The 15,605-nt window shown below is 68.1% G+C and carries 15 protein-coding genes; 5 read left to right on the top strand and 10 right to left on the bottom strand.

The genetic code is table 11. From position 1 onward, the window contains the following. The first annotated feature begins 283 nt into the window (after nt 1-283). On the top strand, nt 284-1,948 hold the full coding sequence (lysS, locus tag E6W39_RS34130) for a lysine--tRNA ligase (RefSeq protein WP_141636764.1): 1,665 nt from the start codon (nt 284-286) through the stop codon (nt 1,946-1,948). Between the two features lie 66 nt (nt 1,949-2,014). On the opposite strand, the gene E6W39_RS34125 is transcribed toward lysS, so the two are convergent. From E6W39_RS34125 to E6W39_RS34085, 9 genes are all read right to left on the bottom strand, one after another. After that, complete coding sequence (locus E6W39_RS34125) at nt 2,015-2,437, bottom strand: hypothetical protein (RefSeq protein WP_141636763.1); 423 nt, start codon at nt 2,435-2,437, stop codon at nt 2,015-2,017. A gap of 148 nt (nt 2,438-2,585) precedes the next feature. Continuing rightward, nucleotides 2,586-3,443 carry a class I SAM-dependent methyltransferase gene (locus E6W39_RS34120; RefSeq protein WP_141636762.1) on the bottom strand — a complete coding sequence of 286 codons (858 nt, stop codon included), beginning with the start codon at nt 3,441-3,443 and terminating at the stop codon, nt 2,586-2,588. After that, on the bottom strand, nt 3,440-4,276 hold the full coding sequence (locus tag E6W39_RS34115) for a class I SAM-dependent methyltransferase (RefSeq protein WP_141636761.1): 837 nt from the start codon (nt 4,274-4,276) through the stop codon (nt 3,440-3,442). The genes E6W39_RS34120 and E6W39_RS34115 overlap by 4 nt, the downstream gene beginning before the upstream one ends. After that, nucleotides 4,273-6,087: an amino acid--tRNA ligase-related protein gene (locus tag E6W39_RS34110; protein WP_141636760.1), complete on the bottom strand. Its 1,815-nt coding sequence runs from the start codon at nt 6,085-6,087 to the stop codon at nt 4,273-4,275. The genes E6W39_RS34115 and E6W39_RS34110 overlap by 4 nt, the downstream gene beginning before the upstream one ends. After that, nucleotides 6,084-6,749 carry a hypothetical protein gene (locus E6W39_RS34105; RefSeq protein ID WP_141636759.1) on the bottom strand — a complete coding sequence of 222 codons (666 nt, stop codon included), beginning with the start codon at nt 6,747-6,749 and terminating at the stop codon, nt 6,084-6,086. The genes E6W39_RS34110 and E6W39_RS34105 overlap by 4 nt, the downstream gene beginning before the upstream one ends. Further along, entirely contained in the window at nt 6,742-7,275 is a 534-nt protein-coding gene (gene dcd, locus E6W39_RS34100; protein WP_141636758.1) for a dCTP deaminase, read from the bottom strand. Before dcd ends, E6W39_RS34105 begins: the two co-directional genes overlap by 8 nt. Beyond that, nucleotides 7,272-7,769: a dCTP deaminase gene (locus E6W39_RS34095; protein WP_141636757.1), complete on the bottom strand. Its 498-nt coding sequence runs from the start codon at nt 7,767-7,769 to the stop codon at nt 7,272-7,274. The genes dcd and E6W39_RS34095 overlap by 4 nt, the downstream gene beginning before the upstream one ends. Continuing rightward, nucleotides 7,766-8,986, bottom strand: a complete 1,221-nt coding sequence (locus E6W39_RS34090; RefSeq protein ID WP_141636756.1) for a cytochrome P450 — start codon at nt 8,984-8,986, stop codon at nt 7,766-7,768. Before E6W39_RS34090 ends, E6W39_RS34095 begins: the two co-directional genes overlap by 4 nt. Nucleotides 8,987-9,065: 79 nt before the next feature. Next, nucleotides 9,066-9,398, bottom strand: a complete 333-nt coding sequence (locus E6W39_RS34085; protein WP_323809168.1) for an ATP-binding protein — start codon at nt 9,396-9,398, stop codon at nt 9,066-9,068. 458 nt (nt 9,399-9,856) lie between these two features. On the opposite strand from E6W39_RS34085, the gene E6W39_RS34080 reads away from it, so the two are divergent. The 3 genes from E6W39_RS34080 to E6W39_RS34070 all read left to right on the top strand — a co-directional run bounded on the left by E6W39_RS34080 (nt 9,857) and on the right by E6W39_RS34070 (nt 12,588). Continuing rightward, entirely contained in the window at nt 9,857-11,200 is a 1,344-nt protein-coding gene (locus E6W39_RS34080; protein WP_141636754.1) for a tetratricopeptide repeat protein, read from the top strand. Further along, nucleotides 11,197-11,910, top strand: coding sequence for an SDR family oxidoreductase (locus tag E6W39_RS34075; RefSeq protein WP_141636753.1), 714 nt, complete (start codon nt 11,197-11,199; stop codon nt 11,908-11,910). Before E6W39_RS34080 ends, E6W39_RS34075 begins: the two co-directional genes overlap by 4 nt. 144 nt (nt 11,911-12,054) lie before the next feature. After that, nucleotides 12,055-12,588, top strand: coding sequence for a DinB family protein (locus E6W39_RS34070; RefSeq protein WP_228718494.1), 534 nt, complete (start codon nt 12,055-12,057; stop codon nt 12,586-12,588). 15 nt (nt 12,589-12,603) lie between these two features. On the opposite strand, the gene E6W39_RS34065 is transcribed toward E6W39_RS34070, so the two are convergent. Next, entirely contained in the window at nt 12,604-14,061 is a 1,458-nt protein-coding gene (locus E6W39_RS34065; RefSeq protein ID WP_407658529.1) for an MFS transporter, read from the bottom strand. 580 nt (nt 14,062-14,641) lie between these two features. On the opposite strand from E6W39_RS34065, the gene E6W39_RS34060 reads away from it, so the two are divergent. Next, on the top strand, nt 14,642-15,601 hold the full coding sequence (locus tag E6W39_RS34060; RefSeq protein ID WP_141636751.1) for a glycosyltransferase family 2 protein: 960 nt from the start codon (nt 14,642-14,644) through the stop codon (nt 15,599-15,601). Nucleotides 15,602-15,605: the final 4 nt, after the last annotated feature.

The raw sequence follows: 15,605 nt of genomic DNA, 5'->3' as shown, positions 1-15,605 counted from the left end.
CCCCTTCAGGGCTGCTCAGGCCACATTGGCGAGCGGGGCCAGCGGCTCATACTGACCAGAAGCGCCGCCGGGGCGCGACGACCCCTGGCTCGCCCCGAAAGGTCTTCATGATGGCCAGCAGCACCCCGGCCACGCAGGTAGGGCGGTGCGAGCAAAGGCGGGATGACGCGCAGTCAAATCGCCTCGACGCTAGGTCCATTCGGGTGCTTGGCCAGCTTCCGTTCCCTACATACCCGTATCCTTCTTCTGTCCTACCGGGCGACATCGACTGAGGAGGCAGAACGTGGCAGGCGTGAAGCAAGGCGATTGGGTGGTCGCGGCAGCGGACCAGGTCATCGCCGAGGGCAAACGCCGCGGCCCCGACTCGCCCCTGGTCTGTGCGTCTGGTGTCAGTCCGTCCGGTCCGATCCACCTGGGCAACCTTCGCGAGATCATGGTCCCGCACTTCGTGGCCGACGAGATCCGGCGTCGTGGGCTGGAGTGCAAGCACATCCTGTCCTGGGACGACTACGACCGGCTGCGCAAGGTCCCGGCCGGACTGCCCGCCTCGTTCGCCGAGCACATTGGGCGTCCACTGACCGCCGTTCCCGACCCGTGCGGTGAACACGAGAACTGGGCGGAGCACTTCAAGGTTCCGTTCCGGGCAGCGCTGGCTGAGCTGGGTGTCGAGGTCACCGAGATCAGCCAGACCGAGATGTACGCGTCCGGCGCCTACCGCGAGCAGATCCTTCATGCGATGCGGAACCGCGAGCGGATCGACGCCGTCCTCGGACGCTACCGCACCAAGCAGACACAGGCCGCAGAACCCGAGCCGGACGACGACGAAGGCGACGGTCCCGCCGGCAACATCTACTACCCGTACAAGCCGTACTGCGCGGCATGTGGGCGGGACACGACCACAATCAGCTCCTTCGACGAGGACAGCACTGAGATCCGCTACAGCTGCCAGTGCGGGCACAGTGACGGCTTCGCGCTCTCCGAGGGGAACGGGGGCAAGCTGGTCTGGAAGGTCGACTGGCCGATGCGCTGGGCGTACGAGGGCGTCACGTTCGAGGCCGGCGGGGTCGACCACTCCTCCCCCGGTTCCAGCTTCACCGTCGGTTCCCAGCTGGTGCGGGAGGTCTTCGGTGGCGAACCGCCCTCCTACCTCGGCTACTCGTTCGTCGGCATCAGCGGTGCCGCCAAGATGAGCGGATCGGCCGGTGGCGCTCCCACGCCCACCGACGCCCTGCAGATCGTCGAAGCACCTCTGCTCCGGTGGCTGTACGCCCGGCGGAAGCCCAACCAGGCGATCACTGTGGCCTTCGATCAGGAGGTCAACCGGCTGTATGACGAGTGGGACGCACTCGGCCGGAAGGTCGCCGCCGGGCAGGCTGAGCTGACCGAGCTGGCAGTACGGGAGCGCTCGATCGGTTCCGCAACCCGAACGCTGCCGAGCACCGAGTTGGTCCTGCCGTTCCGCACACTCGCCTCGGTATTGGACATCACCACTGGCGACGAGGAGCAGACGCTCCGAATCCTGCGGGACTTCACGTCGGACACGCCACTGGCGGACCTGGACCAGGTCCGGCCCCGGCTCGACCGCGCAGAGGCGTGGGTGACCGGCTACGTTCCCGCCGAGGAGCACACGCAGGTTCGGACGGAGCCCGACCGCGCGAGGCTGGGACAGTTGTCGCCAACCGAACGCGAGGCGCTGAAGCTCCTGCTCGACGGGCTGGACGAGCACTGGTCCTTGCCCGGGCTGACCTCGCTCGTGTACGGGGTGCCGAAGTTGCAGGCGGGCCTGGCCCTGGACGCACCCGCAACGCCGGAGCTGAAAGCTGCTCAACGTTCGCTGTTCTCGCTGCTGTACACGCTGCTCGTCGGACGGGACACCGGTCCGCGGCTTCCCACCCTCCTGCTGGCTCTCGGCACGGAACGCATCAGGTCTTTGCTGAGCGTGGCGTGACCAAGTGGGGCGGGGCCGGCACCGGCCCCGCCCCACTCCCATTCGCTGCTACGCCGCGGTATCGGGCTATCGGCGGAGGCCGGTGCGGCTGAGGATCTCGTCCGCCACGGCCCGGGGCGCGCGCCCGATGGTCTCCAGGTGCGTGGCGAACAGCGGCTCGGCCAACGCGGCGAGGCAGCGCTCGACTTGCAGGCCCTCCCAACTGAGTTCACCCCACTTGTCCGGGCCTTCGCCCCGGGCACGGAGGCGGTCCCGGATCGTCACAGCATCGGCGAGCAAGGTGAAGTGCCGCACATCGTGCCCCTGTTCGCTCAACGCCCCGACGATCTGCGCGAAGACGGCACTCCGGACGATGGTCATGGGCACGAGCAGTGTCCGGCCGTACGCCCCCGCCGCCTCCTCGATCAGGCAGCGGGTCAGAGCCGGCCAGACCGGCTCCAGCTCGAACTCCTCGGTGCGCAGTTGGTCGGGCAGCTGCGACCACAGCATGTGCCCCACCTTCTCCGGGTCGATGACCAGCGCATCGGGAGGTCGTCCGCGATGATGCGGACCGTGGTGCTCTTGCCGACGCCGAACGGGCCGTTCACAAAGACGATCACTTGGTGCACCTTCGTCTCGGATGGTTCCCAGCCGTTGATCAGAAGAGCTCGACGAAGCGGCGGGGGTAGGTGCTCGCGTTGTAGCGCAGAACGAGGACCGAGTAGCTCTGGTGCTCGCGCAGCCGGTTGGTGGCTCGCTTGATCGAGCACAGCCGGGAGAGCATCGCCGCTCGTACGAGCGGGTCCTCGACGCCGGACTGTTCGCATACTCGGTCGACCGTGGAGACGCTGTAGTGCTCGATATCGGCATCGCTCTCGGGCGCAAGCGCGTGGTCGGCCTGGTATAGGACGTCGAGTCCTTTGAAGAGTGCCCGTGCCTGTTCCCAGGTCTCCATGGGGCTGCTGATACCGAAGACGTCGCGGCGCAGCGCAGCGACGTCCGGAGGCAGCGGTTTGCTACTCCAGAACGGCGAGGCGAGCACGTAGCCGCCGTCGTTCAGGAGGTGCGGGAGCCGCGCGGCCATGGCCGCGGGGTCGGGGAAGAAGCCGAGAGCCGCGCCGACGACGATGTGGCTGAAGGTGCGGTGCGGGGCGTAAGTGGTCCCGTCGGCCTGGACATACTCCAGCCGCAGATCGTGGCCGGTGTCGTGGTGGTTGTACCGGGCGAGCGCTACGGAGTCGGCGGACAGGTCGAACCCGGTCGCACTGCATCCGGTGAGGTGGGCAAGTTCCCGGGAGGAGAAGCCGGTGGTACAGGCGACATCGAGAACGGTGGAGTTCTGACCCATCCGGGAGTGCAGCGCCCAGGTGTTGAGTGTGGCGTACGCGCCGGGCATCACGTTGGTCTGGTTGACCATCGCGACGAAGTCCGGGTAGGCGGCCGACCATACGTCGTCGGCGCTTCGCGGGATCCTGGAAATCGGCCAGAGGCGAGGGCGGGAAGAGGTCGTGCTCATGCGTTCTCCTTGACGGCCTTGAGGGTGAAGCTGAGCGGGAACGGGTCGCGGTCGATGCGCCACCAGCCGGGCCGCCGGTCGGGAACCATCCAAGCCAGCGGTCGCCAGGGCAGGCGGGGGTGTTCGGTGAGCTCGGTGATGCGCAGTCCGGCGTCGGCGATAGCCGTGACCACCTCGGAGAGCGGGTGGTTCCAGCGGTACTGCGCGTGTCCGATCCGCTGGCCGTCGTCGACGTAGGTGCCGGCCTCGGCGTCGACGACGGGTTCGCGGTGGCGGAAGTACGGGTTGCGGGGCAGGTAGCCGGCGCCGTCGCGCTCGTCGTCCCAGATGAACAGGTGCGGGTGCCCTTCGGCGAGGAAGAACTCGCCCCCTGGTCGCAGGTGTTCGGCGATGGTGCGCGCCCAGGCGCTGAGGTCGGGGAGCCACATGAGGACGCCCCAGGAGGTGAAGCAGATGTCGAAGGTGCGGCCGAGTCGGCAGGTGGACACTTCGGCCCGTTCGAACTGCGCCGGCACGTCCAACTCCCGGGCCAACGCGTGAGCCTGGGCGATGGCCGTTGTCGAAAAGTCGATACCGGTGACGTCGGCGCCGAGCCGGGCCCAGGAGAGGGCGCCGAGGCCGAAGTGGCACTGGAGGTGCAGCAGGCTCCGGCCTCGAACGTCGCCAACTCCGGCCAGCTCCAGGTCGTCCAGCGCGACGCCGCCGTTTCGGAAGCCGTCGAGGCCGTACCAATCACTGGCCGTGTGAAGCGGGACGCGCGCATCCCACATCGCCTGGTTGCGAGCCAGCCATTCAGCCTGGTCCAAGTCAGCGGCGGTCGTGGGCGATTTCATTGCAACTGCTCCGTTCGAGGCGAGGGGACAGTCAGTGGCAGGCCGTCCCGGCGAGCAAGCTGCACCAGCCGGGTGACGCTCAGTCCAAGGCCGGCGCAGGGCGGGACACCGCTCTCGAACATGGCGATAACCTGCCGGTAGTCGCGGTGGACGGGACGCGGGTCATGGGCGAACTGCCGCTGAAAGGCATCAGCGAGCACCCCGGGATCGAGCTCGTTGCGGCTGACCTCGGCCACTTCAAGGCCGTCGACATACAGCCAAATCCGCTGGGCGGCCCGCCCGGTTCCGGCGATCAGCGGTGAGCCAGGGCCGGGAATGCTCTCAACGGCCACGAACCCCTGCAACCGGTGCCGCAGGGTGCTGCGCCACAGGCGGCGGGCCAGGATGTCGGGGTCGTCGGTGCGGGCGGCGGTGACAGGGATCCGCTCGATGGCCAGGGCGTGGATCGCCGAAGCGTCTGACGGATCCACGCCGGAGAGCTCTCTGAATGCATCGTCGAACGACAGTCTGCGCAACGGTCCCCGCTGCGCGGTCACGCTGCTGATGAGGGTGACCGCGTACTCCGTCATGCTCGCGAGGTCGAGGTCTGCGGCATACGCCTCCAGCATGAGGAACTCCTTGGCCGGCTGCCCTCGTAGGCCCTCGTTGCGGAAGCTGGGGCCGATCTCGTAGCAGCGGCTCGTTCCGGAGGCGATGATGTCCAGCAGGGCGAGCTCGGTGGTGACACGAAGGTACTGACGGCGTTCCGCTGCGGCGGCCCACGTGCTGAAAGGGCGTGCCGCGCCGCCGAAGTAACTGTCCGTCAGTATTGGAGTGATCACCTCGGTGAATCCGCCATCGGCCAGGTGCGTACGTGTCAACCGCAGCGCTGTACTCGCAGCAGAAGCCTCGGGAACGGCCCGAAGAGCGCCGGACTGATGGCGTTCCAGATGCGATACGAACACCGTGGGCTGACCGGTGCTGCTGACCCCCTGGGTCCCGCGAACGGCCACCAGGTCTCCGGCTCGTAGCCCTGCGGCCAGGTCGCGTCCGATAGCGAGCTGCTCCGTGCAACTGTCCCAATGCAGATCGGCGAAGCTGATGCAGCGGTGCTTGCGGAGGGCGAGGATCCGTCCACCGCGGCGGATCACGCCGTCCTCGATCTGTCCGTCCTGCCGTTCGGAGAATGGGAACGGCTCGGATACCCCCGGCTGACTCGCCTGGTGAAGGTGATCGCCCAAGTGGGCGACCAGCGGGTCCTCCGGCCCCATGAGCCGGAGCAGGAGCGAGCCGGCGTCGTCGTTACGAGGATCGAGGAGCCAGGCAATCCGTCGTAATAGCCAACGCCGTTGAGCGTCATCAGTGGGCAGCAGGCGGCGCAGCAAGTAGCGAGCCGCGGCAGCCCTCAGCACGACCGTGCGGCACGGTATGGCCCCGGTCAGCACGGGTGTCACCCGCCCGAGCCGCACCAGGTCTGCCGGACCTGAGGGCCAGGGCTCTGTCCCCGGAGGCCTGGCCACGCTGATCGCATGGAGGAGCACGTCCTCCTCGGGAGGTCCGTACGGCCGTTCCGGACGGATGGCGGTCGGCAGCGTGGAACCGCTGGTGTGACCGTGGAGCTGCACTGCGGGGTAGGGGCCGTGGGCGAGGAGGCTGGCGATTCCGGCGAGCAGGTCCTCAGCACCCTCCGGTGCTTCACCGGCATCCGTGGCGAAAAGCGCGCGCGCCGCGTCGAGCAGTTCCCCTGGGGCGTCCCAAGTAGTCCTCGGGAATGCGGCATGAGTTGCCGCAATCTGCGCGGCGAGCAGGCTGTAGCCGACAACTGATCTCACGCCGGCTCCCTCCGGCCTCCGGTACCGCTCCGCCACCACTGCACCGGGGCGTCGCCCTGACGGAGAGGCCACACGAACTTGAGTGCCTCGACGTCCTGCCGGGCGAGGTCGGTGTCGTACGGGCACCCCACAGAGGCATACGCGTGGCGGATCATCTGCCGTACTTCCTCGGCGATGACTGAGCCTCGGGGCGTCGCGTGCCGGTCGAAGGAGGCCACCGGTTGCAGAAGCAGGAAGGTGGAACGGGAGCCGAGGGTGAACCGGGGCGAGTCGGCCGGATAGCAGGGGGCGAATGCCAGAGCGAACCACCGGGTGCCGCACAGGGTCAGCCACCAGTGTTCCGCGCCGGCGTTGCTCAGTGCCTCCGCTGCATCATTGCCGTCTGCTTCCAGCAGTCCCACGAGGACCTCGCGAGTGGTCACGGCGACGGTCTCAAGGCTGAAGCCGTGGCGGGCGTCGGTGAGCTCGATGAGGAGTCCGTCCAACTCGTCGGTGCCCGCGCACTCGGTGAGGTCTGCCAGAGCGCCGGCTGCAGCCAGCCCGGCTTCCCGGGCGTCGGCGCCGTGGAACGGAGCTACGGCTTCGATTCGTGCCCGAGCCGCGAAGGTGCAAGCGGCCTGCCGCTGGATGAGCTCGAATCCGGTGCCGGGCTTCTCAGCCATTCGCCACCCCTGGGTGGTCCTGGTAGCTGCGCGAGACCTGCGGGCCATCCGCGTGCTGGTACTTGCCCTGGTAGAGCTCGATCGGGCCGTACGGCACCCAGAACGTGACCTGAGCGATGAGCATGCCCGGCCAGATCCGGACAGGCAGCGTGGCGTACAGCTGGAGCGTGGAACAGCCGACGAAACCGAGGTCGATGAGGTCGGCGGTGACATGGACGAACAGACCGAGGCGGGCGGTACCCGACTTCGCGTGGATCAGCGGAACGTAGTTGTCGCTTCCGATCTGCTCGGCCGTCTCGGCGAGCACGAAGTCGCCCGGGGCGAGCAGGTAGCCGTCGTCCGGGATGTCGCGCAGTTCGTACGCCGGCTCACGACGGGGGTCGAGGACCTCGTCTTGGTAGAGGGCAAGACGCCGGCCCAGGGCGAGGTCGTAGGAGTTGGTGGTGCAGCGGGAGTTGTCGAAAGGCGCCACGGTGATGCGGCCGCTGCCGACCTGTTTGGCGATCTCCGGTCCGGTGAGGATCACTCGGGTGCTCCGATCCGTGACTCGCAGGGCTCGTTGAAGGTGGCGTATAGCGCCGGGGTCGGGCGGATGGTCCCGGCGTTGCACCAGAAGGAAACCTGGCCGACGACCATGCCGGGATAAATGCGGATCGGGCGGGTGGCCACGATCTCCAGCGTCCAGCGGTGGCAGGAGGTGGTGTGACCGAGGTCGGCAGACAGCTGCAGGAACAGGCCCAGGCGTCCCATCGAGCTGCGGCCGATCAGCGACATGGCGTAGACGGAGCTGCCGATGGTCTCGACGGTGTGACCGAGGTACATCCGGTGGGGGCTGAGGACGTACCCGTTCCCGGGCAGTTCCAGCTCGACGAACCGGCCCTCGCTTTGGTCGTAGCGCTTGAGGCGTTTACCGAGGCGGTAGTTGTAGCTGTTCGGGTTGACGGCCTCAGGGTCGAACGGCTCGATGATGATCCGGCCGGCCCGTACCTCTTGGGTGATGAAGGGACCGGTGAGGATCACGCGGTGCCTCCCAACACGCGTTTGGAGGTCACCGGCATGCGGGCTGCGGACCGCAGGACCTGAGACGACCTCCAACGGACTCCCGCACGGTCGATGCTGAGCGCCTCCGACTCGCGCATGAATGCCTGGAGCAGCGCGGTGGCCTGCATGCGGGCCAACGCCGCACCGAAGCAGGCGTGCGGTCCATGGCCGAACCCGAGGTGCGGGTTGGGGTGCCGCTCGGGGCGGAACTCCTCTGCGAAGGCGAAGACTTCCGGATCCCGGTTGGCGGAGGCCTGGAGCAGAACGAGGCGCTGCCCGGCGACCACCGGAATGCCGAAGACGTCGGTGTCGTAGACGGCCGCACGTGCCGTGATCTTCGACGGTCCATCGAGCCGGAGGACCTCCTCGACGAAGCCGGCGGCGAACGTGTCATCGATGACAACTGCTTCACGATGCTCCGGGTGGGCCGCCGCCGCGATGAAGAGGCTGGACATCAGGCTGCTGGTCGTCTCGTGGCCGCCGACGAGCAGAGCGATGCAGTTGGCGGTGATCTCCTCGGTGGTCAGGCGGTCGCCCTGGGCTTCTGCCTGTACCAGCCCGGAGATGATGTCATTGCCAGGCCTGGCGTGGCGCTCGTCGACAACGCCTTCGAAATACCTGGCGAGGCGTTGCCAAGCGAGAGCGACGAGCTGTTGCCGATCCTCCGTCAATTCCGGTTCTGCAACCAGCACCACGTCGTCCGACCATGCCTTGACGACGCCCTGGTCGGCCTCCGGGATGCCGAGAAGGGCGCTGATGGTGCGTACCGGCAGAGGCTCGGCCAGCTCGGTGACGGCGTCACCACCGCCCTTCGTGGCGAACTCACTGACAAGGGCGTCGGCGGTCCGCACGATGGTGCTCCGGAGATCGGTGATCCGCCGTGGGCTGAATGCCTTGGCCATCAAGGTCCGAAGCCTCGGATGCAGCGGCGGGTCCGCATACAGCACCCAGGACGCGACCGGGGCCAGCAGTTCACGCAGCTCCGCCGGCAGCGCGCTGAGCATCCCCGCCGCAGTGGGGGCGCAGATGAAGGCCGGGTCCCGTAGCAGGTGGCGGACCTCCCGGTAGCGCGGGAAGACGAGGCGCCCGTTCCCGAGGTCCGGACAGTCGATGGCCCGGGGGCCGGCAGCGAGTTCGGCAAGGGCGCTATCGGGCGCATCGCCTTGCAGCGCGGCCAAGACAGTTGCTTGATTCACTGGCTTACTCCTTCCTGGTTGCTTGGTGCGGGCCTCGAAGCCCGTAACGACGTGCTGCTTGTCGGTCGCCGGAGCCCACTCAGAGCACCGCCCAGACGACCTTTCCGCCCTCCACCGGGTGCCAGCCCCACAGGCTGGTCAGCTCCTGTACCAGGAGGAGACCGCGCCCGCCTTCGTCCAGCTCCGAGGCACAGCGACGGACCGGGGTCAGCTCCGACGAGTCAGTGACCTCAATCAGCAGGTCGGTACCGATCGCCCGGACGCCGAGGTGGACGGGCTCACCCACCTCCGTGACCTTGCTGGCGTTCTCCACCAACTCAGCCACGATCAGTTCGAGATCAGCGGCCGTACTCGACGGGACGCACGCACCGAACTCATCCCGAACTGCCCGTCGGGCCGTTCGCGCAGCCATCGGACCGGACGCGATGCCGCAGTCCACCTGGGCTCCTCTCGCGGGCCGGTCCGCCACCAAGACCAGCGTCGGCACCGCCCCGGTTCCGCTGGTCGTCTCCCGCGACGGCATCTGCTCACCTCCTCCTCGCACTCGGTCAGCCTCCAGCCCGGGGTGGGAAAATGGACATGACTCTCCCGACGGCCTCTGCCGCCCTCGCAGGTCGACGGCCCGATGTAGCGCCAGCTCACCTGTGCCATCGGCACGTTGGTGATACGCGGCGCCCCGATCCCTTTTGGGTAGGGGCGCCGACCTGCTGGCGTGCGCAACCAGCCAACCGCTCCACAGCTGGCGGGTGCCACACCCTGGCTGTTGTCTCGTTGTAGCCTCCGCCCCGGGAACCGGAGCTCAACCCGACCGATAGGCTGACCCTTGAGTGATCGCAGTACTACTCTCGGACACGGACAGGGAGGTCCACGATGAACCGTAGGTCCGAGGATGTGCTCATTCATCCCCTCAGCTATGTCCGCGAGGTCCGCGGTTGGACGTACCAGGACGTCGTTGATGTGGTCGCGAAACGCCTCAGGAACGCGGCAGCCCGCCGCGAGAAGGCATGGCGTTGGGAGCACCGTGGCGTGGTGCCAGACTTGCCGAGCCAACTGGCGTTAGCCGCCGAGCTCGAGGTCTCAGCGGACCGCGTTACGACACTCGGCTGGCCTGGGTGGTTACCGGATGGCGATCCCATCCCGGCGTGCTTTCCTTGGAACGTACATGGAAGCCTGCAGTCACTGGAACACGCTCTGGAGCACGCCGTGTTGGATCGCCGGGGATTCATGAAACTGACCGGGCCGGTTCTGATCGGCCTGGCGCATGATTGGCTCAACATCGAGACGCCGGCCCTGACTTCTGTCCTGGCCGGGGGCCGGGCAAGTGATGAGCTGGTCACGCAGATGGAAGAGGGACTGCCGCGACTGCGTGCTCTGGAAGCCGCGGCTGGTGGTGAGCGGGCTCGACGACTGATGGACGCCGAGTTGAGCATCGTCACGGAAATCCTCGCCAAGTCTTCCTACTCCGCAGCCGCTGGCCGACGCCTTCACCGCCTCGCTGCTGAACTCGGCAGGATCGCCGGATTCGCCTCTTTCGACGCTGGCCTGCATGCCGCAGCCCAGCGATACTGGCTATCGGCTCTACACGCCGCCCACACCAGCGACGACCGCGCGATCGGCGCGAACATCCTCAAGTCGATGAGCCTGCAGTGTTACGACTTCGGCCGCCTACAGGAGGCCCTCGGACTGGCCGTCAGCGCGGCAGAAGGCGCTGTTCGCGCAGCTCCGCGAACAGAAGCCATGCTGATGCTGCGCCAGGCCCGCGCCGAAGCCGCCCTCGGCAACCGGGCGGCTTGTGACCGCGCGTTGGTCTCGGCCGACCGAGCCTTCGGCCGCATCTCGGTGACCGACGCCGAACCCAGTTGGACGAAGTACTTCGATGAGGCCGAGTTCCACGCCCAGGTCGGTACCTGCCACCTCGACCTTCAACGGGCATCTGAAGCAGAGCGAAGCTTCACAACAGCGCTCGCTCTCATGCCTGACAACAAGGTCCGTGACCGCGCAACCTACATCGTCCGTGCCTCCTCCGCGCAGGTCCTTCTCGGGGAGACTGAGCAGGCGGCAGAACTCCTGACATCAGCACTGGACCTCATCCACGAGGCGCCCTCACAACGGAACATCGTCAGAGCCCTGCGAGTTCGCGAGAAACTCCAGCTCGCAAAGTCCGACCATCGGCTGATCTATCTTGACAGCCAACTCGCCACACTTACCGCATGAGTCACTCTCTCCCACAGCGCATCGCTCTGGTCACCGGTGGGAACCGCGGCCTCGGTCTGGCCATTGCCACAGGCCTCGCCGAGCAGGGCCTCCATGTCGTGATCGGCTCACGGGACGACCGTGCCGGTCATGAACAGGCCGCAGCGCTCAGCTCGAAAGGGCTCGACGTCTCAGCGCACCAACTCGACGTCACCTCCCCCGCCAGTATTGCCCGTGCAATCGCGGACATCGCCGGACTCCACGGCCGACTCGACGTCGTGGTCAATAACGCCGGCATCGCCATCGACCGCGGCCAGCATGCCTCCGCCCCTGACTTCGAGAAGATCCACGCCACCCTCGACGCCAACCTCCTCGGCGCATGGCGAGTATGCGCGGCCGCCATCCCCGAGATGCAACGCAACGGCTACGGGCGGATCGTGAACATCTCCAGCCACATGGGATCCTTGGCCACAATGGCGGACACCAATGTCTCCTACCGGGTCTCCAAGGCTGGCCTGAACGCCTTGACCCGAATCCTCGCCACTGAACTCGAAGGCACCGGCATCCTGGTGAATGCGGCATCACCCGGTCGCATGAATACCCGGATGGCATACGGAGAGACCGAGCGCGTCCCGAGCGAAGGAGCCGACACTCCAATCTGGCTCGCCACCCTGCCAGATGACGGGCCTACAGGGCAGTTGCTATACAACAGGAAGCCCCTGCCTTGGTGAGCCCCTACAGCGGTAGGACAAGGCCGAGCCCTTTGGCTGAATCGCTTTCGTATATCCAGTGCGCACGATGTCAGCAGCAGTCACGACAGGCACGCCGGAGACCCGGCCTGGCGCCGTCCTCCGTAGCACCCCTAGGGTGCACCCGTGACTGATGATCAACTGCGCACCGACACCAACACCCGCCCCGCCAGCGCCGATGTCAAGCCGCCGACTGTGGACTCTGACGAGAAGGCCACCCTGCTGGCCTTCCTGGACTACCTGCGTGAGGGCGTCGTCGCCAAGGCGCAGGGGCTGGAGGGGGACCTGGCGCGTGTGCCGGGGGTGCCGTCGGGGACGAATCTGCTGGGGCTGGTCAAGCATCTGACTGAGGCCGAGATGTACTGGTTTGAGTGGGTGTTTGACGGCGCTGAGGAGGAAGTGCCGGACTTCGGGATGGAGTTGGCGGCGGAGGACACCGAGGAGTCGGTGGTCGCCGGGTATCGGGCGGCGGTGGTGCGGTCGAATGCGATCATCGCGCGGTGTGGTGACCTGGGGCAGGTGGCGGCGCGGGCGACTGGGAAGAACGGGGTGCCGCGGTCGATGCGCTGGATTCTGGTGCACATGATCGAGGAGACCGCGCGGCATGCCGGGCATGCCGACATCCTGCGGGAGCAGGCGGACGGGGCGGTCGGGAGGTAAGGAAGTAGGAGGGCGTCAGGGCCGGCGAGCGTCGGCCAACGCGCACAGCAGGGCGGTGGCCTCGAAGGCGGTGGCGACCAGGACGCCCAGTTGGAAGGCGGCCGCCCAGTTGCCGTCTTGCGCGAGGTGGGCGAAGAAGACGGCGCCGATGCAGGCGACGCCGATGGCGGTGCCGAGGCGCTGGGAGGTTTGCAGGACGCCGCCGGCCGTGCCTGCGCGGGCGACCGGGACCGGGGCGAGGGAGAGGGTCACGTTGGGCGAGATGGTCAGCCCGGAGCCGATGCCCGCGAGGGCCAGGGGTGCGGCGGTGGCGAGGGCGGCGGCGTGCCCGGGGACCTCGTGGACGGCGAGCGCGGTTGCCAGGGTGCCGATGATCACGGCGACCAGGCCCACGATGATCACCGTGCGGCCGTGCCGGCTGACCAGCCGGCCCCCGACCGTCGCCGCGACGCCCGAGCCGATCGCGAACGGCGTGATCGCCGCGCCGGCTTGGAGGGCGCTGTAGCCGAGGCCGCGCTGCAGGAAGAGGGTGAAGATGAAGAAGATCGGGGTGAACCCGGCGAAGTAGAGCAGGCCGAGGAGCACGCCGTAGCGGTAGCTGCGGAGGGAGAACAGCGAGAGGTCGACCAGCGGTAGCCGGCAGCGCCGCTCCCACCCGACGAAGCCGGCCAGCAGCAGGACGCCGAGCGGGATCAGCAGCCACTTCGTCGCGCCCTTCCACTGCTGCGCCTGGACGAGGGGCAGCAGGATGGCGAGCAGTCCGGCGGCCAGCAGCGCCACGCCCACCAGGTCGACCCGGCGGCGGCCGCCCGCGGCGAGGCCGCCGCCGGTGCTGCGGGGGATCAGCCGCAGGGCCAGTACGAAGGCGACCACGCTGATCGGCAGATTGACGATGAAGACCCACCGCCAGCTGCTCTGACCGCCCGCCAGGCTGATGAGCAGCCCGCCGGAGAGTGGTCCGACGGCGGTGGCCAGGCCGACCGTGGTGCCGAAGTAGCCGAAGGCGCGGGCTCGGGCGGGGCCGCTGAACATCTCCTGGATCAGCCCGGTGATCTGCGGCCCGAGCAGACCGCTGGCCATGCCCTGGACCAGCCGGGAGACGACGAGCGCCGTGGCGGTGGGGGCCAGCCCGCAGGCGGCGGAGGACACCGCGAACAGCACCAGGCCGACCAGGAACGCGGTGCGCCGTCCCCACAGGTCGCCGAGCACTCCGGCGGGGATCAGGGTCAGGCCGAAGGTGAGCGCATAGCCGGAGAGCACCCAGGAGAGGTCGGCCTCGCTCGCCCCGAGTCCTCGCTCGATCGAGGGCAGCGCGACGTTGACGATGGAGACGTCCAGCAGGCTCATGAACCCGACGAGCAGGCAGACCCCCAGCGCCTGCCAGCGGCGGCGCTCGGCCAACTGGGCGGCCTCGTCCAGCTCGGGCCCGCCGGGAGCGTCGCCGGTGGCACGGCTGGGCGGGGTGAGGTCCAAGGCGCAGCTCCTGAGGTCGGGGCGGTCCGGTGCCGGGCCCGCCACCCGCCGAAGCACCCTGGCGCACCCGTCCCGATGACGCGTCACCATCCTGCCGCGCGTCCTGGCGATCAGGCGGCCGCCATGCCCGGGCTCGTGCCGGCCAGGTGAAGATCACGAGCATGTTTGGACTTGTTCGATTGTGATGGATTCAGGTCCTCCGGGGCGGCCGGATCGCCATGGCCGTCGACCCGTCAAGCGGAAACAACAGCACGAGCCGAATCTCGACCCCCTGCGACCGGAACCAGTCGATCAGAATCCAACGTTGACGAACACTCGGACAATGTGAAATTGTACAGACGCGTTGAGATCTTCCCCGGCCGCCGGACATCGGAGTCCGCCGCGGCCCGGTCGGTCGCCTAGAGCAGACCTGCCTGTTCGAAGTCCAGGACGCCCACTCCCCTACCGCACACCACATCGCCCCGGCGGCCGCCTGCCACCGCGCTCCCACGCGGAGCCGGCCGGCCTGCCCGCGGGGCGGCGTGCGGTGCGACGCGGGAGTGGGCCGTCACCGCCCACCGATCCCCTTGAGAGGTGAGCCGTGCCGAAGACACGAGTCTTCGACGAGAGACCGCCGACGCTCAGCATCGTGATCCCCTGCTTCAACGAAACGGGGGCCCTGCACCAGACCCACGCCCGCCTCGCCGCGACCCTGCGCGGCATGAACGGCTACACCTGCGAACAGATCTATGTGGACGACGGCAGCTCCGACGGAACCTGGGAGCTGCTGGTCTCACTGGCACGCCGCGACCCGACCGTGCGAGCCATCCGCTTCAGCCGCAACTTCGGCCACCAGGCAGCGTGTTTGGCCGGCTTGCGGGAGGCCGTCGGCGACGCCGTCGTGGTGATCGACGCCGATCTGCAGGATCCGCCCGAGCTGATCCCCGAGTTGGCCGCGCGCTGGCGCGAAGGGTGGTCGGTGGTCTCCGCGCGCCGGCGCAGCCGGGACGGCGAGACCGCCTTCAAGAAGGCCACCGCCTACGCCTATTACCGGCTGCTGAACGCACTCTCCGATCACCCGACCGCCGTGGACACCGGCGACTTCCGTCTGATGGACCGTCAGGTGGTCGACCAGCTGGTCCGGATCCGCGACAAGGACCTCTATCTGCGCGGCGCCGTCAGCTGGTTCGGGTTCACGGAGACCAGCATCGAGTACGACCGCGCCCCGCGGGTGGCCGGCGAGTCCAAGTACACCCTGCGCCGGATGCTCGCGCTCTCCCGCCGCGGACTGCTGTCCGGGTCGATCGCGCCGCTGCGGCTGTCCACCAGTCTCGGGGCCGCGGCGCTGGCCGGCGGGCTGACCACGGCCGTCGTCCGCCGGGATGCCCGACTGCTGGTGCGTCCGGCCGAGTTCGGCGTCCAGGCGCTGGCCATCGGCATCCTCGGCGAGTACCTCCACACGGTGTTCCGGCAGGTGCAGGACCGCCCCGGCTATGTCATCGAAGAACGGTTCGACCGGGCCGCGAGCCCGCTGCCCATCGTCGAGAGGGTCACCCTTTGAACAC

This window comes from Kitasatospora acidiphila (assembly GCF_006636205.1).
Lineage (GTDB): Bacteria > Actinomycetota > Actinomycetes > Streptomycetales > Streptomycetaceae > Kitasatospora > Kitasatospora acidiphila.
The sequence above is the reverse complement of the archived record's forward strand: the minus strand, read 5'-3'. Positions and strand labels throughout refer to the sequence as shown.

Bases quoted from the DNA above. Each gene is read 5' to 3' on its own strand.
- E6W39_RS34075 (WP_141636753.1), top strand. From the start codon at position 11,197: ATGAGTCACTCTCTCCCACAGCGCATCGCTCTGGTCACCGGTGGGAAC.
- E6W39_RS34080 (WP_141636754.1), top strand. From the start codon at position 9,857: ATGAACCGTAGGTCCGAGGATGTGCTCATTCATCCCCTCAGCTATGTC.
- E6W39_RS34115 (WP_141636761.1), bottom strand. From the start codon at position 4,276: ATGAAATCGCCCACGACCGCCGCTGACTTGGACCAGGCTGAATGGCTG.
- E6W39_RS34120 (WP_141636762.1), bottom strand. From the start codon at position 3,443: ATGAGCACGACCTCTTCCCGCCCTCGCCTCTGGCCGATTTCCAGGATC.
- E6W39_RS34085 (WP_323809168.1), bottom strand. From the start codon at position 9,398: ATGGCTGCGCGAACGGCCCGACGGGCAGTTCGGGATGAGTTCGGTGCG.
- E6W39_RS34125 (WP_141636763.1), bottom strand. From the start codon at position 2,437: ATGCTGTGGTCGCAGCTGCCCGACCAACTGCGCACCGAGGAGTTCGAG.
- E6W39_RS34105 (WP_141636759.1), bottom strand. From the start codon at position 6,749: ATGGCTGAGAAGCCCGGCACCGGATTCGAGCTCATCCAGCGGCAGGCC.